Source organism: Streptomyces sp. NPDC051172 (assembly GCF_040682555.1).
Lineage (GTDB): Bacteria > Actinomycetota > Actinomycetes > Streptomycetales > Streptomycetaceae > Streptomyces.
This window is the reverse complement of record NZ_JBFBBE010000121.1, coordinates 1-26964: the sequence shown is the minus strand read 5'-3', so window position 1 is coordinate 26964 and position 26964 is coordinate 1. Positions and strand designations below refer to the sequence as shown.

Annotated in this window: 21 protein-coding genes, 1 tRNA gene, 1 pseudogene and 1 riboswitch; of the genes and pseudogenes, 11 read left to right on the top strand and 12 right to left on the bottom strand. The window is 71.3% G+C overall.

Annotated elements, in window-relative coordinates; genetic code table 11:
• Positions 1 to 333 precede the first annotated feature (333 nt).
• Positions 334 to 885 carry a MarR family transcriptional regulator gene (locus AB0N07_RS41775; protein WP_365844555.1) on the bottom strand — a complete coding sequence of 184 codons (552 nt, stop codon included), beginning with the start codon at positions 883 to 885 and terminating at the stop codon, positions 334 to 336.
• Positions 886 to 982: 97 nt separating this feature from the next.
• Between AB0N07_RS41775 and AB0N07_RS41770 the strand changes: the two genes are divergently transcribed.
• Complete coding sequence (locus AB0N07_RS41770; RefSeq protein WP_365844553.1) at positions 983 to 2269, top strand: MFS transporter; 1287 nt, start codon at positions 983 to 985, stop codon at positions 2267 to 2269.
• Between the two features lie 6 nt (positions 2270 to 2275).
• Here the strand turns inward: AB0N07_RS41770 and AB0N07_RS41765 are convergent, their stop codons facing one another.
• Positions 2276 to 3928, bottom strand: a complete 1653-nt coding sequence (locus tag AB0N07_RS41765; protein WP_365844551.1) for a SpoIIE family protein phosphatase — start codon at positions 3926 to 3928, stop codon at positions 2276 to 2278.
• 223 nt (positions 3929 to 4151) lie between these two features.
• Complete coding sequence (locus AB0N07_RS41760) at positions 4152 to 5531, bottom strand: NAD(P)/FAD-dependent oxidoreductase (RefSeq protein ID WP_365844559.1); 1380 nt, start codon at positions 5529 to 5531, stop codon at positions 4152 to 4154.
• Positions 5532 to 5917: 386 nt separating this feature from the next.
• On the opposite strand from AB0N07_RS41760, the gene AB0N07_RS41755 reads away from it, so the two are divergent.
• Together AB0N07_RS41755 and AB0N07_RS41750 are read left to right on the top strand one after the other, a co-directional pair.
• Positions 5918 to 6685 (top strand): helix-turn-helix domain-containing protein, encoded by a 768-nt coding sequence (locus AB0N07_RS41755; RefSeq protein ID WP_365844549.1) that lies wholly within the window; start codon positions 5918 to 5920, stop codon positions 6683 to 6685.
• A gap of 352 nt (positions 6686 to 7037) precedes the next feature.
• Complete coding sequence (locus AB0N07_RS41750; RefSeq protein WP_365844547.1) at positions 7038 to 8978, top strand: sigma-70 family RNA polymerase sigma factor; 1941 nt, start codon at positions 7038 to 7040, stop codon at positions 8976 to 8978.
• Between the two features lie 72 nt (positions 8979 to 9050).
• On the opposite strand, the pseudogene AB0N07_RS41745 reads toward AB0N07_RS41750, so the two are convergent.
• Together AB0N07_RS41745 and AB0N07_RS41740 are read right to left on the bottom strand one after the other, a co-directional pair.
• Positions 9051 to 9443, bottom strand: a pseudogene (locus AB0N07_RS41745) (BTAD domain-containing putative transcriptional regulator); the annotation flags it as partial.
• 198 nt (positions 9444 to 9641) lie between these two features.
• Entirely contained in the window at positions 9642 to 11741 is a 2100-nt protein-coding gene (locus tag AB0N07_RS41740) for an asparagine synthase-related protein (RefSeq protein WP_365844545.1), read from the bottom strand.
• A gap of 683 nt (positions 11742 to 12424) precedes the next feature.
• On the opposite strand from AB0N07_RS41740, the gene AB0N07_RS41735 reads away from it, so the two are divergent.
• The 4 genes from AB0N07_RS41735 (at position 12425) to AB0N07_RS41720 (ending at position 17481) form a co-directional block, all read left to right on the top strand.
• Positions 12425 to 13849 (top strand): MFS transporter, encoded by a 1425-nt coding sequence (locus tag AB0N07_RS41735; RefSeq protein WP_365844543.1) that lies wholly within the window; start codon positions 12425 to 12427, stop codon positions 13847 to 13849.
• Between the two features lie 82 nt (positions 13850 to 13931).
• A complete protein-coding gene (gene lhgO, locus AB0N07_RS41730; protein ID WP_365844541.1) occupies positions 13932 to 15152 on the top strand; it encodes an L-2-hydroxyglutarate oxidase in 1221 nt (406 codons plus the stop codon).
• Between the two features lie 90 nt (positions 15153 to 15242).
• Positions 15243 to 16091 carry a tRNA (guanosine(46)-N7)-methyltransferase TrmB gene (gene trmB / locus AB0N07_RS41725; protein WP_365844539.1) on the top strand — a complete coding sequence of 283 codons (849 nt, stop codon included), beginning with the start codon at positions 15243 to 15245 and terminating at the stop codon, positions 16089 to 16091.
• 70 nt (positions 16092 to 16161) lie between these two features.
• A complete protein-coding gene (locus tag AB0N07_RS41720; protein WP_365844537.1) occupies positions 16162 to 17481 on the top strand; it encodes a PrsW family intramembrane metalloprotease in 1320 nt (439 codons plus the stop codon).
• A gap of 12 nt (positions 17482 to 17493) precedes the next feature.
• On the opposite strand, the gene AB0N07_RS41715 is transcribed toward AB0N07_RS41720, so the two are convergent.
• From AB0N07_RS41715 to AB0N07_RS41690, 6 genes are all read right to left on the bottom strand, one after another.
• A complete protein-coding gene (locus AB0N07_RS41715) occupies positions 17494 to 18444 on the bottom strand; it encodes an aldo/keto reductase (protein ID WP_365844535.1) in 951 nt (316 codons plus the stop codon).
• 108 nt (positions 18445 to 18552) lie between these two features.
• Positions 18553 to 19566: a M23 family metallopeptidase gene (locus tag AB0N07_RS41710; protein ID WP_365844533.1), complete on the bottom strand. Its 1014-nt coding sequence runs from the start codon at positions 19564 to 19566 to the stop codon at positions 18553 to 18555.
• 11 nt (positions 19567 to 19577) lie between these two features.
• Positions 19578 to 19735, bottom strand: a riboswitch (cyclic di-AMP (ydaO/yuaA leader).
• A 164-nt stretch (positions 19736 to 19899) separates the two neighbouring features.
• Positions 19900 to 20982, bottom strand: a complete 1083-nt coding sequence (locus AB0N07_RS41705) for a PP2C family protein-serine/threonine phosphatase (RefSeq protein ID WP_365844531.1) — start codon at positions 20980 to 20982, stop codon at positions 19900 to 19902.
• Positions 20983 to 21089: 107 nt separating this feature from the next.
• A tRNA-Met gene (locus AB0N07_RS41700) sits at positions 21090 to 21163 on the bottom strand.
• A 99-nt stretch (positions 21164 to 21262) separates the two neighbouring features.
• Positions 21263 to 22384 (bottom strand): alginate lyase family protein, encoded by a 1122-nt coding sequence (locus AB0N07_RS41695; RefSeq protein ID WP_365844557.1) that lies wholly within the window; start codon positions 22382 to 22384, stop codon positions 21263 to 21265.
• Between the two features lie 285 nt (positions 22385 to 22669).
• On the bottom strand, positions 22670 to 23797 hold the full coding sequence (locus tag AB0N07_RS41690; RefSeq protein WP_365844529.1) for a dihydrofolate reductase family protein: 1128 nt from the start codon (positions 23795 to 23797) through the stop codon (positions 22670 to 22672).
• Between the two features lie 66 nt (positions 23798 to 23863).
• Between AB0N07_RS41690 and AB0N07_RS41685 the strand changes: the two genes are divergently transcribed.
• The gene (locus AB0N07_RS41685; RefSeq protein WP_365844527.1) at positions 23864 to 24379 is read left to right on the top strand and encodes a MarR family transcriptional regulator; all 516 of its coding nucleotides are present in this window, start codon (positions 23864 to 23866) and stop codon (positions 24377 to 24379) included.
• A gap of 132 nt (positions 24380 to 24511) precedes the next feature.
• A complete protein-coding gene (ribA, locus tag AB0N07_RS41680) occupies positions 24512 to 25144 on the top strand; it encodes a GTP cyclohydrolase II (RefSeq protein ID WP_365844525.1) in 633 nt (210 codons plus the stop codon).
• Between the two features lie 65 nt (positions 25145 to 25209).
• Here ribA and AB0N07_RS41675 read toward each other — a convergent pair whose 3' ends face one another.
• Complete coding sequence (locus tag AB0N07_RS41675; protein ID WP_365844523.1) at positions 25210 to 25761, bottom strand: NADPH-dependent FMN reductase; 552 nt, start codon at positions 25759 to 25761, stop codon at positions 25210 to 25212.
• A 199-nt stretch (positions 25762 to 25960) separates the two neighbouring features.
• On the opposite strand from AB0N07_RS41675, the gene AB0N07_RS41670 reads away from it, so the two are divergent.
• Complete coding sequence (locus AB0N07_RS41670; protein WP_365844521.1) at positions 25961 to 26512, top strand: ribonucleoside-diphosphate reductase; 552 nt, start codon at positions 25961 to 25963, stop codon at positions 26510 to 26512.
• Positions 26513 to 26639: 127 nt separating this feature from the next.
• Positions 26640 to 26903, top strand: coding sequence for a hypothetical protein (locus tag AB0N07_RS41665; protein WP_365844520.1), 264 nt, complete (start codon positions 26640 to 26642; stop codon positions 26901 to 26903).
• Positions 26904 to 26964: the final 61 nt, after the last annotated feature.

Below are 26964 nucleotides of genomic sequence, written 5' to 3'. Positions count from 1 at the left end.
GTTTCCCTTTCCGGCGGTTCCGACTCTATCAGATCCTTTCGGGCCTGACTCCCAGTCAGCGGGGCTGTCCTCCCGGCCGTTGGGCCGTTCCGACGTCTCAAACCTTAGCGGATCCCTTTGGCAGTTCCTAATCGGGCTGCCGGTCCGAATCGAATTGAATTCGGGCACGCCGAAAGCAATCCCATTGGGAGATCGTTCTGATGGTTTGAGGGTGCCGCTCGTGCGGCGGAGGTGCTGTCGCAGAACCGTTACGGCTCTGTGGCAACCCGAAGAACTCTACGGATCCGGGAGAGGGCTGTCAAGCACCCTCTGTCAAGATCTTTTATGTCGGCCTCAGTCCAGGTCGGTGAGGCGTCCGCCCGCGTCCGGCTGGGCGTGTTCCACCCTGCGCAGGAGGCGGGTGAGGACCTCCCCCAGGGTACTGCGCTCGTCAGGGGACAGGTCCTGGAGGAGGTCCTCCTCGAAGACCGTGGCGAGGCGCATCGCCTCGAGCCACTTCTCGCGGCCCTCCGCAGTGAGCTCCACGATCACCCGGACCCGGTTGGACTCGTCGCGCTCCCGGGTCACCAGACCCTCGGCGACCATGCGGTCGATCCGGTGGGTCATCGCGGCCGGCGTCAGTCCCAGGCGCTTGGCGAGATCGCTCGGGCCCAGGCGGTAGGGGGCGCCGGAGAGCACGAGGGCCTTGAGCACCTCCCACTCGGCGTTGCTGATGCCGAGGGCGGAGGTCTGGCGGCCGTAGGCGACGTTCATACGGCGGTTCAGGCGGGACAGGGCCGAGACGATCTTTTCGACCTGGGGGTCGAGGTCCCGGAACTCGCGCTGGTAGGCGGCGATCTGCTCTTCGAGTGTCGGTTCGCCGAGGGTGCCGGGGGTGTCGCCCATGGGCGAAGTATGGCACGGGCGTGCTTGGCGTTGAAGTTCTTCTAGGTGTACTGTTTAGCTTCTAAGTCTTCACTCCTAACTACTGAGAGAGGTGAACGTGACCAGGGCGATGGGCGCAGCGATGCGCCGGATCCACGTGGGTAACGCACTCAGCGCATTCGGGCTCGGCTTCACCGTCCCCTACCTGTACGTCTATGTGGCGCAGGTGCGGGGACTGGGGGCCATGACGGCGGGGCTCGTGCTCGCCGTCTTTGCCGTGGCCGCGCTGATCGTGCTGCCGTTCGCCGGGCGGGCCATCGTCCGGCGCGGTCCCCGACCGGTCCTGCTCGCCGCCCTGGTCACTGCCGCCGTGGGGGCGCTGAGCCTGGGGGTGGCGAACAGCAGCACCGCCGTGCTGTCGTCGGCGGCAGCGCTCGGCGCCGGGCAGGCCGTGATGCAGCCGGCGCTCGCGACGATGATCGTGGACTGCTCCACGGCGGACACCCGCTCGCGCGCCTTCGCCATGCAGTTCTTCCTGCAGAACCTCGGGCTCGGCGTCGGCGGGCTCATCGGCGGCCATCTCGTCGACTCTACGCGCGTCGACTCCTTCACTCTGCTGTTCTCGATCGAAGCTGTGGTGTTCCTGCTGCTCGCGGTAGTGATGGCCACCGTGCGGATGCCGCACTCCCCGCGCATCGAGGGCGCGCCCGCGCAGTCGGTGAAGGGCAGCTGGAAGCAGCTGCTCGGCAACCGGGCCATGGTGCAGCTGTCCGTGCTGGGGTTTGTACTGTTCTTCGCCTGCTACGGACAGTTCGAGTCGGGGCTGAGCGCGTACGGCGTCGAGGCCGCGGGCATCTCGACGTCGGCGCTGGGGACGGCGCTCGCCGCCAACACCCTGATGATCGTCGTCGCGCAGTTCGCCGTGCTGAGGTTCGTCGAGCGTCGGCGCCGGTCCCGGGTGATCGCCGCTGTCGGGCTGATCTGGGCCGTGGCGTGGGTCATGGCGGGGTACGCGGGGCTCGGGCACGGCAGCCAGGAGATGGCCACGGCCGCGTTCGTGTCGACGTACGCGTTGTTCGGGCTGGGTGAGGCGATGCTGTCGCCGACCGTCGCTCCGCTGGTCGCCGATCTCGCGCCGACGGGGCTGGCGGGGCAGTACAACTCCGCCTTCGCCCTGGTCAAGCAGCTTGCGCTGGCGGTCGGGCCTGCGGTGGGCGGGCCGCTGGGGGCCTCGCTGCACGGGCCGTACATCGTGACGTTTCTGCTGTTCTCGCTGGGGATCACCTTCCTCGCGCTGCGGCTGGGGCGGCAGCTCACCGCCGTACAGGATCAGCCGTGGCTCGGGAAGAGCCGCGTGGTTGCCCGGGGCGGGGCTGCCGCGGAGCCGGTGGTCGCGGAGGCCTGAGCGGGGTCAGGTCGAACTCTTGGGGAGGACGAACTCGCACCAGACCGCCTTGCCTCCGCCCGGTGTGCGACGTGAGCCCCAGTTCGAGGCGATCGTCGCGACGATGGCGATGCCCCGGCCCGACTCGTCGCCGGGTTCCGCCCGGCGGCGGCGGGGCAGATGGTCGTCGCCGTCGGTGACCTCGATGATCAGACGGCGGTCGGTGCGGCGCAGGCGAAGGCGCATGGGTGGTGTGCCGTGCTGCAGGGAGTTGGCGACCAGTTCGCTGGCCGCGAGAACCCCCAGGTCGTGGAGTTCGGTCGGGAAGCGCCAGCTCGTCAGGACGCCGGAGGCGAAGGCACGCGCGCGTGGGGCCGCTTCGATGCCGCCGAGAAGTTCCAGGGCCGCGTTGCGGAAGAGGTCGCTGTCCGGGCCCGTGCGGGCCGGGTGCTGCAGGACCAGGACGGCGACGTCGTCGTCGTGGTCCGCCGTCACGCCTGCTGAGCGGACGAGGCGGTCGCAGACGACCTGGGGGGTGCCGGTCGCGCCGGACAGGGCGCGTTCCAGGGCTGCGATGCCTTCGTCGAGGTCTTCGTTCCTGCGTTCCACCAGGCCGTCCGTGTAGAGGACCGCTGTCGAGCCGGGACCCAGCGGGACCGAGCCCGAGGCGTGCATCCAGCCGCCCGTGCCGAGGGGCGGGCCGGTCGGTTCGTCGGCGCGCAGGACGACTCCGCTCTCGTCTCGGACGAGGATCGGGAGGTGGCCGGCGGAGGCGTACACCAGGCGGCCCTCGTTCGGGTCGTGGATGGCGTACACGCAGGTGGCGATCTGGTTGGCGTCGATCTCCGTGGCCAGGCCGTCGAGGAGCTGCAGGACCTCGTGCGGGGGCAGGTCGAGGCGGGCGTACGCGCGGACCGCGGTGCGGAGTTGGCCCATGACGGCCGCGGCTCGTACGCCCCGGCCCATCACGTCGCCGATGACCAGGGCCGTGCGGCCGCCGCCGAGGGTGATGACGTCGTACCAGTCGCCGCCGACCGCCGCTTCGGTGCCGCCGGGCTGGTAGGTGGCGGCGATGCGCAGGTCGTCGGGTTCTTCGAGTTCCTGGGGCAGCAGCGAGCGCTGGAGGGTGACCGCTGTTTCGCGCTGCCGGCGTTCGCTGGCGCGGAGGCGTTCGGCGGCTTCGGCGTGGTCGGTGACGTCGGTGGCGAAGACCAGTACGCCCGCGTTCTCGCCTTCCGTCACCGGGGTGCAGGTGAAGGTGTAGGAGCGGCCGTCCGGGGCCTTGCGGGACTTGAGGGTGCGCGGCTTGCGGCTGCGCAGGACCTGGTCGAGGAGCGGGAGCAGGCCCAGTTCGTCGAGTTCGGGGAGGGATTCACGGGTGGGCTCGCCGAGCGGCCGTACGCCGAAGGCCGTCACATACGCGTCGTTGATGTAGGCGACGCGGTGGTCGGGGCCGTGGACGAGGGCGACGAGGGCCGGAACGCGGTCGAGGACCTCGCGGACGGGGAGTTCGTCGACGGCCGGTACGGGGGTGTGCTCGTCGGTGAGTTGCTCGCCGCGGGCCGCGGGCACGGCGTTCGGGGTCTCGGCCTGCCGGTCGGGGGCGGACGTGTGATCGGTCCGCGCTGCGGCGCGGCGCTGCGTTCCGGGGAGCCGGGCGCTCCAGCGCGTGAAGTTCACGAATCCTTGCCTCGTGTCGTCGTCTTCGGCGTCTTCGGCCGGCTCCGGACCCGGCCGGAGGGCTGGGGGGGACACCCCCGGGATGCAGCACGGTGGAGAGAGCCTCTTGGGTTCGAAGGGCGAGCAGCTGCTCGCCCTGGGGGCGGGGATCAGTCTGGCAGTGTGGCCTACCGGGGCGACATCCGTGAGACGCCCGGTCGGTCGGTGGAGTTCCTCGGTCCGGTCAGGACGACCCCTTCGGGTCGTTCATCGGGTCGGTAGGAGGCTTTCCACCGGCCGCGAGTTCGAACTCCGCTCGGGGATGTTCGAGCGAACCCAGGGAGACGATCTCCCGCTTGAAGAGGCCCGAAAGGGTCCATTCGGCCAGGACACGGGCCTTGCGATTGAAGGTGGGCACCCTGCTGAGGTGGTAGACGCGGTGCATGAACCAGGCAGGGTAGCCCTTCAGCTTGCGCCCGTAGACGTGGGCGACGCCCTTGTGGAGTCCCAGGGAGGCGACCGAGCCGACGTACTTGTGGGAGTACGTCCCGAGGGGCTCGCCGCGCAGGGAGTGCGCGATGTTGTCGCCTAGGAGCTTGGCCTGGCGGACCGCGTGCTGGGCGTTGGGTGCGGTCTCCGTGCCGGGTTCGGCGGCGGTGACGTCGGGGACGGCGGCCGCGTCTCCTGCCGCCCACGCGTGCGTGGCGCCGTCGATCGTCAACTGGGGAGTGCATTTCAGCCGACCGCGTTCGGTGCGGGGCAGGTCGGTGGCGGCGAGCAACGGGCTGGGCTTCACCCCGGCCGTCCAGACGACCGTGCGGGTCGGGAAGCGGGCGCCGTCGCTGAGGACGGCGACACGGTCCGCGCAGGACTCCAGGCGGGTCTGCAGGCGTACGTCGATGTTGCGGCGGCGCAGTTCGGTGACCGTGTAGCGGCCCATCTCCTCGCCGACCTCGGGCAGGATGCGGTCCGAGGCCTCCACGAGGATCCACTTCATGTCCTCGGGCCGGACGTTGTGGTAGTAGCGGGCGGCGTAGCGGGCCATGTCCTCGAGTTCGCCGAGCGCCTCGACCCCGGCGAAGCCGCCGCCGACGAAGACGAAGGTGAGGGCCGCGTCGCGGATCGCGGGGTCTCGGGTGGAGGAGGCGATGTCCATCTGCTCGATGACGTGGTTGCGCAGGCCGATGGCCTCCTCGACCGACTTGAAACCGATGCCGTGGTCGGCGAGGCCCGGGATGGGCAGCGTGCGCGAGATCGAGCCGGGGGCGAGGACCAGTTCGTCGTACGTCATGTGCTCGGGACCTGCTCCCTCCTCCTCCGTGGCGAGGGTGGTGAAAGTGGCGGTGCGTTTGGCGTGGTCGATGGAGTGGACCTCGCCGACGACGACATGGCACTGATCCAGGACTCGGCGCAGCGGTACGACGACATGCCGGGGTGAAATGGCACCGGCGGCCGCTTCGGGAAGGAATGGCTGATAGGTCATGTAAGGGTCGGGAGTGACCACTGTGATCTCGGCCTCGCCCCGCCTGAGTTCCCGTTTCAGCTTCTGCTGGAGGCGCAGGGCCGTGTACATCCCGACGTAGCCGCCGCCGACAACGAGAATGCGCGCACGTTCCTTCACCATCCCATGACGCACCCAGCGCTTGAGTTTGTCCACAGCCCCGACAATTTGTGTGACGCGGGGCCGGGGACGCCCAGGGTTGGCCGAATTGCCCGACTGTCCGGAATCATTGCAGGTCAGCGGGTGTGCGCGGGATGACCTTGGGGGGCGCAATCGGGACGTATACGACCCGTACTCCGATCGGGGGGCGCTCTGTGCGGAACCTGCCCCTTCTGAATTGACTCCCTCTCAACTATGTTCGTGTCTCGACGGGGTGTAGGGGGATGCACTCAACGGTCGTCGAGTCCGCGACGGGCGGGCCGGCGAACCGGGCTTGTTCCCACGCTCCGGCAACCAATGAATGGCGGGGAGAGTCTCCGGGGGGAGACGTCATTACCGGGGGAACGCTTATGCATGTTCAGGACTCTCATTGGTCGTCCGCGTCTGCACTGACAACGGGCGGCATGGTGAGCGCGGCGACGGGCAACGGACGCGGGGACACCTCGCGCACGACGCCGCTGCGCGTGGATGCACAGCGCAATCTGGAGCACGTACTGCGCGCGGCGCGCGAGGTCTTCGGCGAGCTGGGGTACGGCGCGCCGATGGAGGACGTGGCGCGGCGGGCGCGGGTGGGTGTGGGGACCGTGTACCGGCGGTTCCCGAGCAAGGACGTCCTGGTGCGGCGGATAGCCGAGGAGGAGACCTCCCGGCTGACCGACCAGGCCCGGGCGGCGCTCGGCCAGGAGGACGAGCCGTGGTCGGCGCTCTCGCGCTTCCTGCGGACGTCGGTGGCCTCGGGTGCCGGGCGGCTGCTGCCGCCGCAGGTGCTGCGGGTCTCGGTCGCCGACGAGGGGTCCGACGGGACGGTCTTCGACGAGGCCCGGGTGCCGCAGCAGCGGACGCAGCCGGGTTCCGGGGAGCTGCGGCTCGTTCCCGAAGGGGCCCCCGGGGTCTCGGCGGAGGACGACACGGGTGCGGCGGCGCTGCTCGAGGTCGTGGGCCAGCTCGTGGAGCGGGCGCGCGCTGCGGGTGAGCTGCGGACCGATGTGTCGGTCTCGGACGTACTGCTGGTCATCGCGACTGCGGCGCCCTCGCTGCCGGACGCGGCGCAGCAGGCGGCCGCTTCGGCACGGCTGCTCGACATCCTGCTGGAGGGGCTGCGGTCACGGCCGGCCTGAGGCGGCGGCCTTGTCCGCGGGAGGGGGCGTGTCAGCGTCTCCGGTGGCCCGTAACTCGAACGGTCCGTAACTCGAATAGGTGACGGTGGGGCGTGGGCGCTGCGCAGCCCGCGTGCCCGGCGCGGGCCGGGAATGAGCGGGACATTTCCGGCATGCCACTCAACTGCCGCTGAACTTCCGCCTGTCGGGCGTCAATTGAGCCTTCCCCGAATGAGTGACGGCTAGTACTACGGCACGACAAGTCCCCACGGACGGGTGGATGGTCCGCTCTGATGGGTCCTGAACAAAAGCCAATATGGCACTCTAACCCGGTGTTCGGGACTGGTTGGGCAGGCGTCGGGGGCTTTCCGCGATGAGCGTTGACGGGCGGGACGAGCCACTGGGTGACGGTGACCCGGAGGCCGGTGGTTCGCCGCAGGTGCCGAGTCAGGGCGGGCCGGGCGGACGGGCGGGTGTCCCGCGCGGCGGCGGTCGCCCGGAGACCGTCATCCCGCCGCAGGGCGGCGAGCCGGTCGAGCCCGTCGAGGGCAGTGTCCCGGCGCAGCGCGACCGGCGGGAGGACGGCGTCCTGCCTCCGCCCAGGGATCAGCCGCCCTCCGACGCCGATCTGATCGGGCGGATGCGCTCCGGCGACGACAGCGCGTACGAGGAGCTGTACCGGCGCCACGCGAACGCGGTGCGCCGCTACGCCCGCACCTGCTGCCGCGACGCGCACACCGCGGAGGACCTCACCGCCGAGGTCTTCGCCCGCATGCTCCAGGCGGTGCGCGGCGGCCACGGCCCCGAGCACGCCGTACGCGCGTATCTGCTCACCACCGTCCGGCGGGTGGCCGCGAACTGGACGAAGTCCGCGAAGCGTGAGCAACTGGTCGACGACTTCGCGGTGTTCGCGGCGCAGGCCGCGCGCTCCTCCGAGGTGTCCGACGGCGACGCTTCGGAGCTCGGCGCCGACGTGCGCGCGATGCACGAGGCCGAGCAGTCCATGGCCATGCAGGCCTTCCGGTCGCTGCCCGAGCGCTGGCAGGCCGTGCTGTGGCACACCGAGGTCGAGGACGAGTCGCCGAGCGAGGTCGCCACGCTCTTCGGTCTTGATGCCAACGGCACCCGGGTGCTCGCCAGCCGCGCCCGCGAGGGCCTCAAGCAGGCCTATCTCCAGGCCCATGTCAGCGCCACGCTCGCCGGCGACGAGGAGTGCGCCCGCTACGCCGACCGGCTCGGCGCCTACGCCCGCGGCGGACTGCGCACGCGTGCCGAGCGGGGGCTGCGCAAGCACCTGGAGGAGTGCGCCAAGTGCCGGCTGGCCGCGGGCCAGATCAAGGAAGTCGCCGGCGGTATCCCGGGCGTCGTGCCGGTCGCGGTCATCGGCTGGTTCGGTGCCGCCGGGTACGCCAAGGTGGCCGCGCTCGTCGCGGGCGGCACCGGAGCCGGTGCGGCGGGGGTCGCGGGTGCGGCCGCCGCGGCGAGCGGCGGCTCCTCCAGCGGGGCGGGCGCCGGTGGCGCGGCGGCCTCCGAAGGGCTTGGCGCACCCGCGAAGATCGGCCTCGCCGCCGGTGTCCTCGCCGCCGCGGGCGTGGCGGTGGCCCTTGCGATGTCCGGGAGCGACACCCCGGTCAGGAAGCCGGACGCGAAGGCGCCCGCCTCCGCGCCGGCCGTCCGGCGTGAGTCGCCCAAGCCGACGCCACCGAAGAAGAAGCCCGAGCCGAAACCGCCGGTGATCGTGCCCGCGGCGGCTCCCGCGCCGACTCCGACCCCTACCCCCAGGCCGAGGCCCACCCCGCCCCCCACTCCCACTCCCACTCCCGCCCCCAAGCCGAAACCGACACCGAAGCCCACGCCCACCCCGCCTCCGCCGCCGGTTCCGGCCGTCTACCAGTGGAGCGGGCTGTCGTACGACCTCGGCGGTGACGGCACCAAGCCCGAGATGCGGATCGGCGAGAGCAGTTGGGTGTGGCAGCGGTACGGCATGGCGATCGCGGGCAAGCAGTACCCGCAAGGCGTGACGGTGCACGGCGAGTCCTCGGTCACCGTCGACCTCAACCGCACCTGCTCCGCCTACGACGCCGTGGTGGGTGTCGACGACATGACCCTGGGCCTCGGCAAGGTCTCCTTCTCCGTCTACGCCGACGGCGTCCGGCTGTGGCAGTCCGGGCTGATCCAGGCCGACCACCCGGCGGTCCCGGTCCATGTGAACCTCGCCGGGCACCGGACCGTACGGCTGGTCGTGCAGCCGCAGAGCAGCTTCGACACCCTGACGCTCGCGGACTGGGCCGAGTCGAAGTTCACGTGCACGTAGTGCGTACGGCTGCGGTTTCGGCTACGGGAGCTGCTCGGCAGAGTGCTTGTGCAGGGCCTCGGCGAGTTCGGCGAGGAGGTCGTGCAGCGGTTCGTCGTACGGGTGCGCCGTGGTCAGTTCCGTCAGGTGCGGTACGGCGGCGTGGGCGCGGCCGAGGTGCAGGTCCGCGTCGGTGCGGGCCCTTGTCGCCTCGCGGTGGAGCGCCTCGGGGCGGGTGGCGGCGAGGCGGTCCGGGAGGTCGGTGAGGGTGGGGCCGCGGTACAGGGCGAGGGCCTGGAGGGCGACGGGGGCGTCCTGGGGCGGGGTGTCCGACCAGACCTCGTCGATGAGGGTGTCGGGGGTGGTGACTCGGCCTGGGCGCAGGGCGAGTGCGGTGAGGAGGGTGCGGAGGCGTTGGCCGGGGACGGGTATGGCGGTGCCGTGGTCGTCCTCCGCCTGGGTGACGCCCAGGAACCTGTACCGCACCTGGTCATCGTCGCCGTGGCGTGGGGAGTGGGGCACGTGGTTTGTGAAGGCCGGGGTCTCAGGGGTGCCGGGCCGGCGTGTTTTGCGCCCCCGCCGCCCCTAACCGTCCCGTCTCCAGGGGCTTCGCCCCGGGCCCCGATCGGCCTGAACGGCCTCGACCTCAAACGCCGGACGGGCTGGAAGAAAGCGTGCTCGGGCTCACGCCACCCCCGCTCCCCCGCCCGAAGCCAGCGCCCCCCTCCGGGGTGTGATCCCTGCCGGTACTGCTCGTTGGCGGGCCGGGGTGCCTGTCCAGCAGGTTCCTCGGCGGGAGAGGAGGCGGCGCAGCCAGAGTTCCAGGGAGACCAGGTCTGCCAGGCCGTCCAGGGGAAGGGGTTCGCCTGCTGCTGCTGCGCGCAGGGCCTTGCGGACGACCCGGGCCTCCACCAGGCCCGCCTCCGCCAGCAAAGGGGTGCCGAAGAGGGCCATCAGGGAGTCGGCGGCCACCCTCAGCCCGGTGCGGGCCGCCACCGCTGCCGAGGCGTGGGAAGGGGCGCCCCAGCCGGGTGGGAGGTCGCTCACGCCGGCGCCTTCCAGGACCGTGCGGAGGATCGCGGCACGCGCGCCAGGCTGCACACGCAGCGCCTCGGGGAGGGCGCGGCAGGCGCGGACCACCTGGTTGTCGAGGAACGGCGCGTGCAGGCGTTGGGAGCGGATCTCGGCTGCCTGTTCCAGAATGCGCAGGTCTGCGGCGTGGCGGGCCAGGGCCGCGCGTGCGCGGTAGTCGCCCGGGCGTTGGGCAGGCCCTACGCCCGCGCGGCCCGTCGACGCCTGCAGGCGAACCGATACTTCAGCGAGGGCCTCGCCGGTCAGCCAGCGCGCCGCCGGGCCCGGTCTGGCCCAGGTGAGGGCGGCTAGGGACGCGCCGACAGCGCCGCCCGGCTCGTCGAAGCGGCGTTGCAGGAGGCGTTCGGCGAGGAGGTCCAGGCCCGCCCGGTACGGGGTCCTCGCCAGCTTCCGGGCCGCGCCGTACACGCGCGCGGGGACCATCACCGAGCCGTCCGCCTTCGCGAGTGCCGCGACGGGACGGACCAGATGGCGGCGTTTGCGGTCCATCAGGAGGTCGGCGAGGCGGGCCGGGTGTGCGTCCAGGACCTGCCGGGCGCCGTAACCCGTGAAGTGGTCCGCGCTGCCGGAGGCGAGGCGGGTGCGGTGACGGGCTGCCGTGACCAGGGACTGGCCCGGCTCGTCCGTCAGGGGGCCGTCGAGTTCGGCGTACGGGAGGGCCTCTTCGCCCCCGGTCACCACCACGTGGTGCAGGCGGGGGTTGGCGGCCAGCGATCCCGCCCGCTCCAGTTCCGCCTCGCGGCCGCCGACCGCCAGGTCGTTGAAGGTGACCGCCAGCAGGCGTTCGCCCGCGCCCGTGCCGTGGCCGAGTACCGTGCCCGGCATGCCCGGCAGACCGGCCGCCAGCAGGGCGAGCGTCCCCGACGCCGGGCCGCCGGAGAGATCCGCGCCGATGCCCGCCACCGGCATCCCGCGCGCGGCACGGCGCTCCGCCGGGCCCATGCCGGGGACGGGACCCGGGTCCATGTCGGCCCCCGGGACGTGTCTCGGCGCCGCCAGACGCGCGCGTACCGCCTCCACCAGCGCGTCGCGCACCGCGTCGACGGCGCTGTCCGGGTCCGCCGAGGGCGCCGCCACCGCGAGCGAGGCGACCGGCTCGTAGCCGGCGATCTCACGCGCGCCCGCGCGCAGGATCAGCGCATGCCCCGGCGGAATGCGCCGTACGCCGTCGTAGGGCGTGGAGTCGTGCAGCGCGGCCGGTACGTCGGGGGCGGCGAGGAGCGCGGCGAGATGGCCGAAGTCGAGGTTGGCCTCGATGAGGTCGGCGAGGGGGAGCGCGGCGGTGGCGTAGGCCGTACCGCCCGCCCACGGGGTGTAGAAGATGGGGCGGGCGCCCGCCAGATCGCCGCAGACGGTGACCCGGCGGCCGACCTGGACGATCGCCGTGTAGCTGCCCGGCCACGCCGTCAGGTGCCGCAGTGCGCCCCCACGTGCCGCGAAGAGACCGACTCGCAGCTGCTCGTCGGACGCCCCGCACGTGCCCAGGACCGCGATCCGGGTCTGGGCGTCGGCCTTGACCACCCGCACCTCGTCGGGCCGCCAGTCGCCGACCGCCCAGAGCGGATCCGGGTCGCCCCACAGGAGTTGGGAGCCCACCGGGTGCACGGTCTCGCCGTCCTGTCCGGTGGCCCCCGCGGAACCGATCCCGGAAGCCCCCGCGGCGGTGCTGCTCCACCCCACCAACCACCGCATGGACGCCTCCACAGGCTGTGGACAACCAGTGCACCGTACGAACTGGTTCACCATGCTGCCATGAAGGGCGCACGCCGGAGGCGTGGTGGCGCCGCTTACGATCCCCGGAAGACGCTTCGGCGCTCAACCGCCCACAGGACCGAACACCCGTACTCGGCACGATGCCTGCGACGCGAATGCGCCCCCGGAATGCTCCCCGAAAACGCCCTTCGCGCCCTCAAGTTCCGTGGTGGGAGCGGCAATTACCCGGGAAGCACAGGAGCGATTTTCAGCCAAATCGGTGATGGCGGGCCAGGCTTGGACACGCTCCGTACATGCTCTGAGCATCGCATCACCCGCGCGCAGCCCGGGAGACAGAGTTCGCCCCCCGGGCCCGTCCGCCGCCCGCGGGGATGAAGGCGGCGGTGTCCCCCAGCCCGCTGGATCCAGTACAGCGGGCCGACCCACGCACCATCCATGGAAGCGCTCCCGGCATGGCCGGAGAAGAGCGCACGGACGGGCGCACAGCCACACACCGGGAGCATGGCGCAACTGCGCGTATCGGACCCGTACTTCAGTACGGACCACAATCCCGCCATCCGGAACAATGCCTCTTAACGCTTGGGATGCGGCGAACTACGCTGGGTTTACGAATGCCGCGTGGTTATGCCAGCGCGGCAGCCGTCTGTGTCGAGGGGTGGCGCATGTCCAGGGAGCAACGCGGGCCGAACGAAAAGCTCGGCGCCGTTCTCGCCCTCGCGGGAATCAGCAACGCAGGACTCGCGCGTCGCGTCAACGATCTTGGCGCTCAACGCGGGTTGACTCTTCGCTACGACAAGACCTCGGTGGCGCGCTGGGTGTCGAAGGGCATGGTGCCGCAGGGTGCCGCGCCGCACCTCATCGCCGCCGCGATAGGGCAGAAGCTCGGTCGCCCGGTGCCGCTCCACGAGATCGGCCTGGCGGACGCGGATCCCGCACCCGAAGTGGGCCTCGCCTTCCCCAGGGACGTAGGACAGGCGGTGCGGTCGGCGACGGAGCTCTACCGTCTCGACCTCGCCGGGCGCCGGGCCGGCTCCGGCGGCATCTGGCAGTCCCTGGCCGGATCGTTCGCAGTAAGCGCATACGCAACGCCCGCCTCACGGTGGCTGATAACACCGGCCGACAGTTCGGTCGCGCGCGAGGCGAACTCCGCCGACGGCTCGGGCGCACCGCTCAAAGTCGGCCACAGCGATGTGCAGAAGCTGCGGGAGGCCGCCGAGGACGCCCGGCGCTGGGACTCCAAGTACGGCGGAGGCGACTGGCGTTCGTCGATGGTGCCCGAGTGCCTGCGGGTGGAGGCGGCTCCGCTGCTGCTCGGGGCGTACTCGGACGAGGTCGGGCGCGCACTGTTCGGGGCGAGCGCCGAACTGACCCGACTCGCGGGCTGGATGGCCTTCGACACCGGGCAGCAGGAGGCCGCGCAGCGGTACTACATCCAGGCGCTGCGGCTGGCTCGGGCCGCCGCCGACGTGCCCCTCGGGGGGTATGTGCTGGCGTCCATGTCGCTGCAGGCGACCTATCGGGGCTTCGGCGACGAGGGCGTCGATCTCGCACAGGCCGCCCTTGAGCGCAACCGGGGGCTGGCTACCGCTCGCACCATGAGTTTCTTCCGGCTCGTCGAGGCACGGGCGCACGCGCGCGCGGGTGACGCACAGGCGGCGGGCGGGGCGCTGCGGGCCGCCGAAGGGTGGCTGGAGCGGGCCCGTGACGGTGACAATGACCCGTCATGGCTTGGTTTCTACACATACGACCGTTTCGCCGCTGATGCGGCGGAGTGCTACCGCGATCTGAAGGCGCCGCGTCAGGTGCGGCGGTTCACCGAGCAGGCGCTGTCGCAGCCGACGGAGGAATTCGTGCGGTCGCACGGGCTGCGGTTGGTTGTCTCGGCGGTGGCCGAGCTGGAGTCGGGCAACCTTGATGCGGCCTGCGAGCAGGGGGTCCGGGCGGTGGAGGTGGCCGGGCGGATCTCGTCCGCGCGGACCACGGAGTATGTGAAGGATCTTCTGCATCGGCTGGAGCCGTATGGGGATGAGCCTCGGGTGGTGGAGTTGCGGGAGCGGGCGCGGCCCTTGCTGATGGCCCCCGCCTGAGCCGGGGCAGGTGCGGGAAGACCTCTTTCCTCCCACGTTTGAAGTGGTTGTCAGTGGCGCAGTGCACTATCGGTAGCGGGAGGTGGTGCAGGTGCGGCCGGGGATCGCTTACGACTGTGATGTGCTGGTGGTGGGGGGTGGCATCGTCGGGCTGTCCACGGCGTTCGCGATCACGCGGATCGCGCCGGGGACGCGGGTGACCGTGCTGGAGAAGGAACCGGGGCCGGCCCGGCATCAGACGGGGCGCAACAGCGGGGTGATCCACAGCGGGATCTACTACCGTCCGGGGTCCCTGAAGGCGCGGTACGCGGTGCGGGGCGCCGCCGAGATGGTGAAGTTCTGCGCGGAGTACGGGATCGCCCATGCCGTCACCGGCAAGCTGATCGTCGCGACCGAGAAGGACGAGCTGCCGCGGCTGCACGCCCTGGTGCAGCGCGGGCGGGAGAACGGGATTCCGGTACGGGAGCTGAGCGGCGCCCAGATCGCGGAGTACGAGCCGGAGGTGCGGGGTCTCGCCGCCATACACGTCGGGACGACCGGGATATGCGACTTCGTGGGGGTCGCCCGGCAGCTGGCCGAGGCATCCGGGGCGGAGATCCGGTACGGGGCACGGGTCGAGCGGATCGACCGGCGGCCTCAGCTCGGGGTGGCCGTGCGGACGACGAGCGGTGACGTCGTCCGGGGGCGCGTGCTGGTGAACTGCGCCGGGCTGTACTGCGACGAGGTGGCCTGGCTGACCGGGGACGACCCCGAGATGCGGATCGTGCCGTTCCGGGGCGAGTACTACGAGCTGGCCCGCCCCGACCTGGTGCGCGGGCTGGTGTATCCGGTGCCGGACCCGGCGTTCCCGTTCCTCGGCGTGCACCTCACGCGCGGGATCGACGGCGGTGTACACATCGGGCCGAACGCGGTGCCGGCGCTGGCGCGGGAGGGGTACGACTGGGGGGTCGTACGGCCGCGGGAGGTGGCGCGGACGCTGGCCTGGCCGGGGGCGTGGCGGATGGCCGGGCGGCACTGGCGGTACGGGGCCGGTGAGCTGGCGCGGTCGGTGTCCAAGGGGGCGTTCACCACGGCCGTGCGGCGGCTGCTGCCTGCGGTGACGGCTGATGATCTGGTGCCGACTGCGGCGGGGGTGCGGGCGCAGGCGGTGTTGCGGGACGGGGGGCTGGTGGACGACTTTCTGATCAAGGAGGGGGCTCGGGCCGTGCATGTGCTGAATGCGCCCTCGCCTGCGGCGACCGCTTCGCTGCCGATCGGGCGGGAGGTGGCCGGGCGGGCGTTGGCCATGCTGGGGTCGGTGTGAGGTTGCCCGGCGGCGGGGTTGCCGGTGCCGGCGGCGAGAAGTGGCACCCCGGGCTGAGAGGTGCCTGCGACCCGTAAAATCGACCCCACTGTGTCTGACTCCCTCAACACCCCCGAAGCCCCCCGCCCCGGCGATCATGTGCCGCACGTCCCCGGAGTGTCCGTCCGGCATTCCCGGGCCAAGGGGGAGCCCCGGTTTCCGGACGGGCCGAAGGCTGATCCTGCCGGGTCGCACTTCGAGCGGCGGATCCGGAGTTTTCAGCCGCGGCGGAGCCGGGTGACCGCCGGGCAGGCGGATGCGCTGCAGCGGCTGTGGCCCAAGTGGGGGCTGGACGTCGACGGGCAGCGGACCCTCGATCTCGGCGAGCTGTTCGGGAACGGCAATCCCGTCGTGCTGGAGATCGGTTTCGGGATGGGTGAGGCCACCGCGCAGATGGCTGCCGCGGACCCGGACACGAACATCATCGCCGTGGACGTGCACACTCCGGGGCAGGGCAATCTGCTCAACCTCGCCGACCACGACGGGCTGTCCAACGTCCGCGTGGCCAACGGGGACGCGATCATCCTGCTGCGCGAGATGCTCACCCCGGACTCGCTGGACGGGCTGCGGGTCTACTTCCCCGACCCGTGGCCGAAGAAGCGGCATCACAAGCGGCGGCTGATCCAGCCGGAGTTCCTCGACCTCGCCGCGGCCCGGATCAGGCCCGACGGCATCGTGCACTGCGCGACCGACTGGGAGCCGTACGCCGAACAGATGCTCGAAGTGCTGACGGCGCATCCGGAGTTCGAGAACACGCAGCCAGAGGGCGGTTTTGCGCCCCGTCCCGACTTCCGGCCGCTGACCCGTTTCGAGGGCCAGGGACTGGACAAGGGACATGTCGTGAACGACCTGCTCTTCCGTCGCGTACTGCACCACAACCAGCCCCCCACCGGCGCCTGAAGCCCCACGGCCCTGCGGGCAATCCGAAGTACCGTCGCGGCCGGCGCCCTCCCTCGTTAGGGTCAATGCCGTGGCCACCTTTCCTCCGTACCCGACGCATCCGCCACACCCCGGCGTCCCGGCCGGCGGTGCGCTCGGGCACGCTCACTGGTGGCAGCGCAGGGCGGTGCGGTACGGCGCGCTGATCACCCTGCTCGCGCTCTCCGGGCTCGTCATCCTCGCCCTGGTGCGCGAGCAGACCGGCACCGAAGGGTTCCTGGTGGGGCTCGGGCTGGCCGTGCTGCCTGTGCCGCTGCTCATAGCGGCGTTCCGCTGGCTGGACCGCGTCGCGCCCGGCCCCTGGCGCAACCTGCTGTTCGCCTTCGCCTGGGGAGCCTGTGCGGCGGCGCTGATAGCGATCGTCGCCAACAGCTTCGCCACGAAGTGGATAGCGACGGCGACCGCCGACCCGTCCAGCGCGGACACCCTCGGCGCGACCGTCATAGCGCCCATAGTCGAGGAGTCGTCGAAGGCGGCGGCCGTGTTGCTCGTGTTCCTGTTCCGCAGACGGGACTTCACCGGGATCGTCGACGGGGTGGTGATAGCCGGGGTCACCGCCACCGGCTTCGCGTTCACCGAGAACATCCTCTATCTGGGCACCGCCTTCGGCACCGACCAGCTCACCGGCGACCGCGGCATCGCCTCCGTCACCGCGGCGACGTTCTTCGTGCGCGTCATCATGTCCCCGTTCGCGCACCCGCTGTTCACCGTGCTCACCGGCATCGGCTTCGGCATCGCCGCGCTGTCCGCCGAACGCCAGCACCTGCGGCGCGTCCTCGTCCCGCTCTGTGGCCTGCTGCTCGCGATGAGCATGCACGCGATCTGGAACGGCTCCTCGAACTTCGGCGAGTACGGCTTCTTCGCGGTGTACGCGGCCTTCATGGTGCCCGCGTTCGGCCTGCTGACCTGGCTGGTGATCTGGACCCGCCAGCGCGAACTGCGCACCGTGCGCGAGGAGCTGCCCGCCTACGCCGTCGCGGGCTGGCTCACCCCCGCCGAGCCCTACGCCCTCGGTTCGATGCGGGCACGCCGGCTGGCCCGCGAACACGCCGCCCACCACCTCGGCAAGCCCGCCGCACGCGAGGTCGCCCAGTACGAGGCGTACGCGACCTCCCTGGCCTTCCTGCGGCACCGCGGGCGCCGTGGCCGCGCCGGCACCGACTTCGTCGTCAGGGAACGGGAGCTGCTGCACGAGCTGTGGCGCCGCCGCGAGGTGGCGCGCCCGGCGCTGGACCACGCGGCGCGGATGACGGCGCCCCCGGTGCCGGTGGCGGCGCCGCCCTGGCCGGTGTACGGGGCGTACGGGTATCCGGCGGTGCCGAATCCCGCGTACAACCCGTACCGGTCGTAGGACCCGAGGGGGTCAGGCCGACGCCTCCGTCAGGCGGGCGACCTCGGCCTCGGTGAGCGTCAGCTCGGCCACCGCGAGCAGCGCCGGGAGCTGCTCGACCGTCCGCGCGGAGGCGATCGGGGCGGCGACCGTCGGCTGGGCGGCGAGCCAGGCCAGAGCGACCGTGGCGACCGGGGCGTCATGGGCCTGGGCGATCTCGTCGAGGGCGGTCAGCACGCGCTGCCCCCGCTCGGACTCCAGGTGCTTGGCGGCGCCGCCCGCGCGCGGGCTGTCGACGGTCGTGCCGGGCCGGTACTTGCCGGTGAGGAAGCCGGCGGCGAGGGCGTAGTACGGGACGGCGGCCAGGCCGTAGTGCGCGGCCAGGTCCTGCAGCTCGCCCTCGTACGTGCCGCGGGAGACCAGGTTGTAGTGGGGCTGCAGGGCCACGTACTTGGCCAGGCCCTCGCGGTCGGAGAACTCCAGGGACGCGCGGAGCCGGTCGGCGGAGATGTTGGACGCGGCGATGTGCCGGACCTTGCCCGCCTTCACCAGCTCGTCGAGCGCGCCGATGATCTCCTCGACCGGCACCTCGGGCTTGTCGAAGTGGGTGTAGTAGAGGTCGATGTAGTCGGTGTCGAGGCGGCGCAGGGAGGCCTCTGCGGCGGCCTTGATGTTGGCGGCGGACAGGCCCTGGAAGTCGGGGTGCTGGCTGACCTTGGTCGCGATGACCACGTCGTCGCGGTTGCCGCGCGCCCTGACCCACTTGCCGATGATCGTCTCTGACTCGCCGCCGTGGTTGCCGTCGACCCAGGCCGAGTAGGAGTCGGCGGTGTCGACGAAGTTGCCGCCGGCGGCCGCATAGGCGTCGAGCACGGCGAAGGAGGTGGCCTCGTCGGCGGTCCAGCCGAAGACGTTGCCGCCCAGGGAGAGCGGGAAGACCTCCAGGCCGGAGGAGCCGAGCTTGCGCAGAGAAGGAGAAGTCATGCCTTACGTCAACGCCCGCCCCGGTGGCCGGTCTTCCGCGGCGGGCGCAAAGATCCCGTAAACAAGCGGACTACGGCACTCCGGGGGCGGACGGAGAACGCACGGATGTCAGGGGTTGAGGCCCTTGCTGCGCAGCCACGGCAGCGGGTCGATGCCCGTGGCCTGGCCGTCGGGGTGGACCTCCAGGTGCAGGTGCGGGCCGGTCACGTTGCCGGTGGCGCCGATGCGGCCGATGACGTCACCCGTGCCGACCTTCTGGCCGACGCTGACGCTGATCGACGACTGGTGGCAGAACCAGAGCTCCGTACCGTCGTCGAGGGTGAGGATCGTGCGGTAGCCGTACGCGCCCGCCCAGCCGGCCTGCGTGATGGTGCCGGAGTGGATGGCCTTGATGAGCGTGCCCGTGGGGGCGGCGAAGTCGAGGCCCGTGTGGTAGCCGGAGGACCACATGGAACCGGCCTGACCGAAGGTGCCGGTGATCGTGTACGACACGACCGGCAGCTGGAACTGCTTGGCCAGCTCGGCGAGCTTCACGGCCTCGGCGGCCTTCTTGGCCGCCGCCTCCGCCTTCTCCTTCGCCGCGGCGGCCTTGGTCGCGGCCTCCTTCTCGGCCTTGGCGGCGGCGTCGTCGATCTGCTTCGCGAGGGCCGCCTCGGTGGCCGCCTGGCTCTTGCCGTCGATCTGGACCTGCTGCGACTCGGCCTGCGCCATGATCCGGTCGCGCAGCGCCTCACCGGCGCCCCGCGCGGTGCCCTCGGAGGTGGTGGCGACGTCGCTGAGCGCGGTCGCGGAGCCCTTGGGGGCCTCGGAGCCACCGAACACATGGGCCACGGAGGCGAGATCGGGCATGGAGATCGACACCGGCGGCTTGCCGGTGTTGGCGCTGGCCATACCGCCCGCGCCGACGGCGGCTATGACACCGACACCGAGGACCGTGGAGCTGCGGGCGAGTCCCCCGCCGCGCTGCTTGGCGACGCGGTGCCGGCCGCGGACCGGGGCGAGGGAGTCCTCGGTGGGATTCCACTCCTCCCACGGACCCTCGTCGGTGCGTCGGCCGGCGAAGCCGAAGGGTTCGGTGCTCGGCACGAACGGGGCTGGCGGGGCAGGCGGGTTGGACGCCACGTGGGCGTGCTCCTTTCCTTCCTTCTCGCCTACCGGGTTAGCTGACGGGTTCGGAGCAGGAAGGTCTCCTACGCGCGTATACCTGCCGTGCTGCCACGGCGGTGTCGGCGCGATTCACCCCAGGGTGGTGGTTCCCCGGTTCCCTTGCGGGATTCGGCGCGTGCGCACGGAGCCGCCTCTTGTGACGGCTGGGACGACCGCGCTGCGTTATCGAACGTTAATAGACCCGGGGTGTCGTTTCCAAGGTGTTCCGCTTGATCATTAACCTTTCTGACCTGAACGTACGGCGCATGAACGGCGAAAAACGGGCGAGTTGACCGCGCCTCAGGAATCTCAGGGCCGTCTTACGGCGAGCAGTGCCATGTCGTCCGCCATGGCCTCACCGGCGTATCTGCGCACCTCCCGTGCGAGGGTGGCGAGCAGCGCGGCGGGCTCGTGGAAGACCCGGCCGGCGAGCCGGTCCGCGGGTTCGAAGAACCGCCCGTGCTCGTCCCGTGCCTCGGACAGCCCGTCGGTGTACAGCAGCAGCGTGGCCCCGCCGCGGAACGCGATCTCCTCCGCGCGGTCGGGCCGGCTCCCGAAGTCGCCCATGCCGAGCGGCAGGGCGGGCTCGCGGGCGTGCAGGGTGTGCACGGTGCCGTCGGGGCACAGCAGCAGCGGAGGCGGGTGGCCTCGGGTGAGGATGCGGACGACGCCCTCGCCGTGCGGGAGTTCGGCGAGCACGGCGGTGGCGAACCCCTCGAACAACTCGATGCCCCCGCGCCGCGCCGCCTCGCGGGCCAGCGCCCGGTCCAGCCGCTGTGCGACCGCCTCCAGGGTGGCCTCCTGTTCGGCGGCCTCCCGGAACGCCCCGATGACGACGGCCACGGCGGCCACCGCGCCCATCCCCTTTCCCCGTACGTCGCCCACGACCAGCCGTACGCCGTACGGGCTGTCCTGCACGGCGTACAGGTCGCCGCCGATGGATGCGTCCGCCTGCGCGGCCTCGTACCGTGCCGCGACTGCGAACCCTCCGACCCGCTCGGCGGGTTCGGGCAGCACGGCGCGCTGGGTGGCCTCGGCGATCTCGCGCTGCGAGGCGAGCTCCTCGCGACCGCGGCCGACGAGGAGGTTGATGAGGACGGCCAGGACGGAGACCGTCGCGACGGTGGCCAGCTCGGTGATCGCCTCGACCTGGAGGAGGATGCCCATCTGGGCGTGGATCGCGGTGACGACGAGGACGGTCGCGATGCCGGTGAGGACCGTGCCGCGGCGCGAGTAGAGCGGGGCGGCGACCAGGGGTGCGGCGGTGAAGAGAGGGCCCGCCGTGAACCGCGACGGGGTGAGGTAGTCGTAGAAGGTCCCGCCGACGATCAACAGCGCCGGGAGCAGCCGCACGAAGGTGCGCGCGTATGAGATCGGCCCCTCCTGCTCCACCTCTCCAGGTTTCCCGGTACGGCGGTGCGGGGCGAGCCGGATGACCCGACCGGGGGAAACACTCAGGGCCGGAGTCCAGTCACTGGACTCCGGCCCTGAGCCTTGAGTAGCGGGGACAGGATTTGAACCTGCGACCTCTGGGTTATGAGCCCAGCGAGCTACCGAGCTGCTCCACCCCGCGTCGTTGTGTAACCAGCATACGCCATCCGCGGGGCTGTCTGCGCCAGGGTTTGTGTCCGCCCCCGTTCGCCTGCGTTCTCGGGGGTTCGCAGGATGGCCGTCAGGCGGCGGGGTTGTCCGCGTGGGTGAGCGTCTCCCAGGAGACGAAGAGGTCGTCGGTGCCCGCCGGGCGGCTCTGCTCGACCAGCTTGTGGGCGGCCGGGACGGGGGTGCCGAGCCGGTTCTCCAGGTGGTTGAGGGCGACCTCCAGGTCGGGGCCCATGTTGCCGACGACCCTGCCGCCGCACAGCCACCGCGGGGGCTTGGCCCCCATCTCGTAGCGGGCGTGGAAGTCGAGGGCCGCCTTCAGCCGGTCCTTGACGTCGCCGTACAGGTCGACGCCCTGGTGCCAGGCGGTCTCGGCGATGTGCGCGGTGGCGGCGAGGGAGTAGCCGACGTGCTTGAAGTTGCGGCAGGTCTCCTGCGCGATGCCGTCCTCGAACTTCGTCTCCTTGAACCAGTACGTCTCCAGCTTCTGCACGGTGTTGGCGTCGGAGCCGGCCGGGGTGAGCGGGATCTTGCCGTCCTTGCGCAGATAGAAGTAGTCGGGCACCAGGCCGCGGAAGCGTTTTACGGCGGTGTCGAAGGTCTTGTGGTCGTCGGTGAAGACGGCGATCCCGATGGCGGCGTCGGTCATCGCGAGGTCCCAGTTGCCGTTGTAGTCGGGAAGGTCCCTGGTGACCTCGGGGAGGTAGGCGGTGCGCAGCATGGCCGTGAACCGCCGTACTCGGTCGGCGGGCCAGCCGGCGCCCGGTGCGTACCGGATGATCTCCGCGGCCCGCGCCCAGGTCGACCCGGCCCAGGAGGACTGCAGCCGGGCGTCCTGCGCCGTGTGCCGCTTCAGCTGCGCCGACCAGGCGTCCATGATCTCCCGGGCCTTCACGGCGTGCTCGTGCTGACCGGTGACGCTGTAGAGGAGCGCCTGGGTGTAGGCGGCGATGGCGTCCTGCCGCTCCTCCAGACAGCCCTTCGCGCCCTTGCCGCCCCAGGGGCAGTTGACGACCGCGACCGGCTGGGCCGTGTACTTGTACGACCCGTACTTGCTGTCCCGCATGTCGAGGAACGCCTGCAGCCAGGGCTGCTTGCCCGCGATGACGTTCTTGCGTACGACGTCCAGCTGGGCCTGGCTGACGAGGACACCGGGGTGGGTGAACGGTGCGCCCGGGGGCAGCGCCCTCGCCATGGTGCGGGTACCGGGGTCGGTGCCGCAGGAGGCGACGAGTGCCGTCAGCAGGAGGACGAGGAGAACTGCCGCCGCACGTCTGGGAACTGACCTCACTGGCACTACCTCCGCGATCGCCTCCGGCCGGTACGGTCAGGGTCGCCCTTGCAGAGGTCGGGCGCAGGATCTGTTGGGCCGATCGGCCGGGTGCGGGGTGGTTGTGGCGAGCGGTGCTGGGGGCTGCGCCCCCAGACCCCCCTTCGGCCTGAACGGCCTCGTCCTCAAACGCCGGACGGGCTGAAATACCTACGCCAAGTGCCGGTTCGGCGCCTTCGCCCGCTCCTCGTACTCCCCCAGTACGACCACCTCGACCCCCCGCCCCGCCAGCAACCCGCTGCCGTCCGCCCCCGTCACGAAGGTGTCCGGCTCGCGCCAGGCCGTGACCACCCGGCGTACACCCGCCTCCAGGATCAGCCGTGCGCAGGGCTTGGGGCGGGAGGCGCGGTGGGCGCAGGGTTCCAGGCTGCTGTAGACCGTCGCCGACGTCAGCCTGGGGTCGGCCGGGTCCAGTTTGGCGAGGGCCGCCTCCTCGGCGTGGACGACCGGGTCGTCGCCCTCGCGGGAGTGGCCGCGGGCGAGTTCCGTGCCGTCGGCGGCGACGACCACCGCGCCGACGCTGAAGGCCGTGCGCGAGGGCGGGCACTCGGCCGCCAGCTCGCAGGCGAGGGCCAGCCAGTGGCGGTCGGCGGCGGTGGGGAGCGGACCGGTGCCCGGGGCGGTGGGCTCGTAGCGCATGAGGACCACGTCCTCGATCCGGCGGGTTTCCGTCAGGCGCAGACGTCCGGGCTGGTAGGCGCCGGGGCCGAAGAGGCGGGGGGCGTCCGGGTCGCCCACGAAGAGGGGGGCCAGGACCAGCTGGAGCTCGTCGGCGAGGCCCTGCTGGAGGAGCTGGGTGTGGATCGTGCCGCCGCCCTCGACCATCAGGCGCCGCACGCCGCGTTGCTCGTGCAGATGCTCCAGGAGGCGGCGCCAGTCGAGGTCGGGGCCGAGCGGTACGACGTCGGCGGTGAGGCCGGCGGCACCGGCGCGCTCGGCGCCCTTGTCGGTCGTGTAGACGAGCTTTTCGCCGCCCGTGTGCCAGAAATTGGCGTCCGGGTCCAGGTCTCCGGAGCCGCTGACGGTGACCTTGAGCGGGTACTCGGGCCGTCCGGCCGCCACGCGGGCGGCGCGGCGCTCTGGCGAGTTGACCAGCAGGCGCGGGTTGTCGGCGCGGATCGTGCCCGCACCGATGAGGATCGCGTCGACGGAGGCCCGGACCTCGTCCACGCGGTCGAAGTCCGCCGGGCTGGAGAGCAGGAGGCGCTCGGGGCCGGTGTCGTCGAGGTAGCCGTCGAGGGAGACGGCGGCGGACAGCAGGACGTACGGGTACGGCATCGGACGCGCTCACTCTCGGCGGCGGACAGGCTTGGTTAAATTTTGAAACAAACTTACACTGGGGGCATGACGACTCGCTGGCTCACCGAGAAGGAGCAGCGCGCCTGGCGCGCGTACATCGCGGCGACGCACCTCCTGGAGGACGCCATCGACCGGCAGCTCCAGCAGGACGCCGGCATGCCGCATCTGTACTACTCCATCCTCGCCAACCTCTCCGAGGAACCGGACGGCAGGCTGCGCATGACCGATCTCGCCGAGCGGGCGAAGATCACCCGCAGCCGGCTGACGTATGCCGTGACCCGGCTGGAGAAGGACGGTCTGATCCGGCGCGAGGACTGCCAGTGGGACAAGCGCAGCAGCTTCGCCATGCTGACCGACGAGGGGATGGCCGTGCTGGAGCGGACGGCGCCGGGGCATGTGGAGACCGTGCGTTCGCTGCTCTTCGACCAGCTGACCCCGCAGCAGGTGGAGCAGCTGGAGGAGATCTTCTCGGGAGTGGTGCAGGCACTGGAGCGGGAGGAGGAGCGCCCCACCTCGGAGGAGGTTCCCTGGCGCCGCCGCTCCTCCGGTCCGTGTTCCTGAGGCAGCCCGGAGAGCCCGGAAACCTGACGTATCCCGAAAAGCTGTTGCTTCAAATTTAAAACATGGGGTAGGGTTCCCGACCATGCACCTGCTTCAAAACTGAAGCAGATATGGACGACCCCGGAGACCCGCATGCCCGACTTCCCCGCCGCCACCCCGCGCTCCCGCGTCCGGGTGCCGCTGCGCTTCCAGGACGGCTACAGCGTCGACGCCGAACTGGTCACCTTCCACGGCCTGACCGACGGCCAGGAGCACGTCGCCGTCGTCCTTGGTGACCCGGCTCCCGGTACGACGCCTCTGGTCCGCCTGCACTCCGAGTGCCTGACCGGTGACGTGTTCGGCTCGGCCCGCTGCGACTGCGGTCCGCAGTTGCGGGAGGCGGTCGAGCGGATCGCGGACCGCGGCGGCGTGCTGCTCTACCTGCGCCAGGAGGGCCGCGGCATCGGCCTCTACAACAAGCTGGACGCGTACGCCCTCCAGGACCAGGGCCTCGACACATACGAGGCGAACGCGGCCCTGGGGCTGCCCGAGGACGACCGCGACTACACGGCGGCCGCGCAGATGCTGGCTGCCCTGGGCATCGGCAGCCTGGACCTGCTGTCCAACAACCCCGACAAGGCGGGTCAGCTGCGCGACCTGGGCATCGACGTCCAGGACCGCGTCCCCACGGGCGTCTTCACCACCGCCCACAACGTCCGCTATCTACGCGCGAAGGTCCTCCAGACCCAGCACACGCTGCCGCTTGCGGAGCTGAGCGCGGGCTGACCGGGGCCCGCGCCGTGCGGCGCGGTCCAGCGGGTTACACCTCTGCGCCGGCCCGCGCTCGCGCCTCAGGCGGGGCCGGCCGCCCGAGCCGCCAACAGCCGCAGCACCTCCGCGAGTTGGCGGTGCGTCTGCGGATCGTCGACGACGCCGTCCGCACCGACCGTCTCCCGCCGCACCGGGATCCTCACACAGACCGGCTCCACGATGTCGGCGCCGGTGTAGCCGAGCACCGTCCGCAGCGTGGCCTCCGCGCCCTGTCCGCGCCCCGGTGCGGCCGCATTGACCCAGGCCACCGGCTTGTCACAGATCTCGGTGCCGCCGACCGTCCAGTCGAGCAGGTTCTTGAACGCCCCCGGCAGTGTCCCCGCGTACTCCGGAGCGCAGACCAGCACCCCGGCGGCCCCTTCGATCGCCGCCCGCAGCCCGGCCACCGCCTCCGGCAACGGATCCGCGTCGTCATCGGGGTTGAAGTGCGGAAGGCCCGCCAGACCGTCGTAGAACTCGGCCCGCACCGACACCGACGGCGCCACGGCCCGCGCGGTACGCAACACGGCCTCGTTGGTGGAGCCGACCCGCAGGCTCCCGGACAGCAAAAGGATCACCGGCAACGTGGACATCGGCCCAACTTACTGCCGGCCAAGCCCCCTTCCGGCGCGCCACAGCCGTTCCTTCGCCCTCCCGCCTCTATCTTCAGCCCCAACATGTTGTGGCTGACGGCGAGTTGGCGCCCACAGATTGTGTACAAGGGTGCACTGTGCCGGAATTGGGCCACGAATGTCCCAGGCAGCGGCAGATCGACGACGAGTGAGGGCGTTCATGACTGAGCGATTCGGGGACGCGACGACACGGGTGGCCGGCGGGACGCGGGCGGCGGCGCGGCCCGCCGTACCCCGCCCCGCGAGGCGGATGCGGTCGACGACCCGGTCGTTCAGCGTCGGCGAGGGCGAGGGATACCTCACCGTCGCGCACGCCCCCGACGGCCGCGTCGCCGGGGTGATGGTCCGCATGGCCAAGCAGGGCTCCACGCTCGCGGGCATGATGGACGCCTTCTCCTCGACCGTCACCCGGGGCCTCCAGCACGGCGTCCCGCTCGAAATCCTCGTCGCGGACTACGTCGGGACCCGCTTCGAACCCTCCGGTCTCACCAACGACCCGGACATCAAGCAGGCCGGCTCCGTCATGGACTACGTCGGCCGCCGCCTCGCCCTCGACCACCTGCCCTACGAGACCCGGGCCGGCCTCGGCATCCTCACCACGGCGGAACGCGCCGCGAAACAGACCCTCGACGGTGTCGGCGAGGCCGTATGGGCCGATCTGGTGGGTCTGTCCATGTCGGCACCGATGGTGGGGCAGCCGCGCCGCGGCTGACGGCCGTACGAAAAAACGACACGGCGCACAAACGGCCAAAGATCCCAAATGACTACTATACGTGCATATATTGTCACTATACGTAGCCAAGCCAGGGCGTCGCGCCCGGGCAAGAAAGGGTCTAACCATGCGCAAGTTCCAGCGTGTTGCCGTCGTAGCCGCGGCGATCGCGAGCCTCTCCGCCTTCGGTGCCGGCGTCAGCTTCGCCCACAACCACGGCCACGACCACGACGACGAGGGCGTCACCGCGGTGGCCAACTCGCAGTCCAACGCCGTGGCCTACGACGACGACAGCCACAGCGGGCGTCACGGCAGCCCGGACGCGGCCCCTGCCTTCACGACGGGGAGCGACTTCAACCTCGGGAACGTCACTCCGCCGGCATCCAAGTAACGAAGCCTCGCCCGGCAGGCCGCGACGAACGGCCACGGCCTGCCGGGCGGAGCGCCCGGCC

Excerpts from the sequence above, each read along its gene's own strand:
- AB0N07_RS41670 (WP_365844521.1), top strand. The coding sequence starts at position 25,961 with ATGACTGAGCGATTCGGGGACGCGACGACACGGGTGGCCGGCGGGACG.
- AB0N07_RS41690 (WP_365844529.1), bottom strand. The coding sequence starts at position 23,797 with ATGCCGTACCCGTACGTCCTGCTGTCCGCCGCCGTCTCCCTCGACGGC.
- AB0N07_RS41775 (WP_365844555.1), bottom strand. The coding sequence starts at position 885 with ATGGGCGACACCCCCGGCACCCTCGGCGAACCGACACTCGAAGAGCAG.
- AB0N07_RS41760 (WP_365844559.1), bottom strand. The coding sequence starts at position 5,531 with ATGGTGAAGGAACGTGCGCGCATTCTCGTTGTCGGCGGCGGCTACGTC.
- AB0N07_RS41695 (WP_365844557.1), bottom strand. The coding sequence starts at position 22,384 with ATGGCGAGGGCGCTGCCCCCGGGCGCACCGTTCACCCACCCCGGTGTC.
- AB0N07_RS41685 (WP_365844527.1), top strand. The coding sequence starts at position 23,864 with ATGACGACTCGCTGGCTCACCGAGAAGGAGCAGCGCGCCTGGCGCGCG.
- AB0N07_RS41675 (WP_365844523.1), bottom strand. The coding sequence starts at position 25,761 with ATGTCCACGTTGCCGGTGATCCTTTTGCTGTCCGGGAGCCTGCGGGTC.
- AB0N07_RS41715 (WP_365844535.1), bottom strand. The coding sequence starts at position 18,444 with ATGACTTCTCCTTCTCTGCGCAAGCTCGGCTCCTCCGGCCTGGAGGTC.
- AB0N07_RS41735 (WP_365844543.1), top strand. The coding sequence starts at position 12,425 with ATGTCCAGGGAGCAACGCGGGCCGAACGAAAAGCTCGGCGCCGTTCTC.
- AB0N07_RS41740 (WP_365844545.1), bottom strand. The coding sequence starts at position 11,741 with ATGCGGTGGTTGGTGGGGTGGAGCAGCACCGCCGCGGGGGCTTCCGGG.
- AB0N07_RS41755 (WP_365844549.1), top strand. The coding sequence starts at position 5,918 with ATGCATGTTCAGGACTCTCATTGGTCGTCCGCGTCTGCACTGACAACG.
- AB0N07_RS41750 (WP_365844547.1), top strand. The coding sequence starts at position 7,038 with ATGAGCGTTGACGGGCGGGACGAGCCACTGGGTGACGGTGACCCGGAG.
- AB0N07_RS41665 (WP_365844520.1), top strand. The coding sequence starts at position 26,640 with ATGCGCAAGTTCCAGCGTGTTGCCGTCGTAGCCGCGGCGATCGCGAGC.
- ribA (WP_365844525.1), top strand. The coding sequence starts at position 24,512 with ATGCCCGACTTCCCCGCCGCCACCCCGCGCTCCCGCGTCCGGGTGCCG.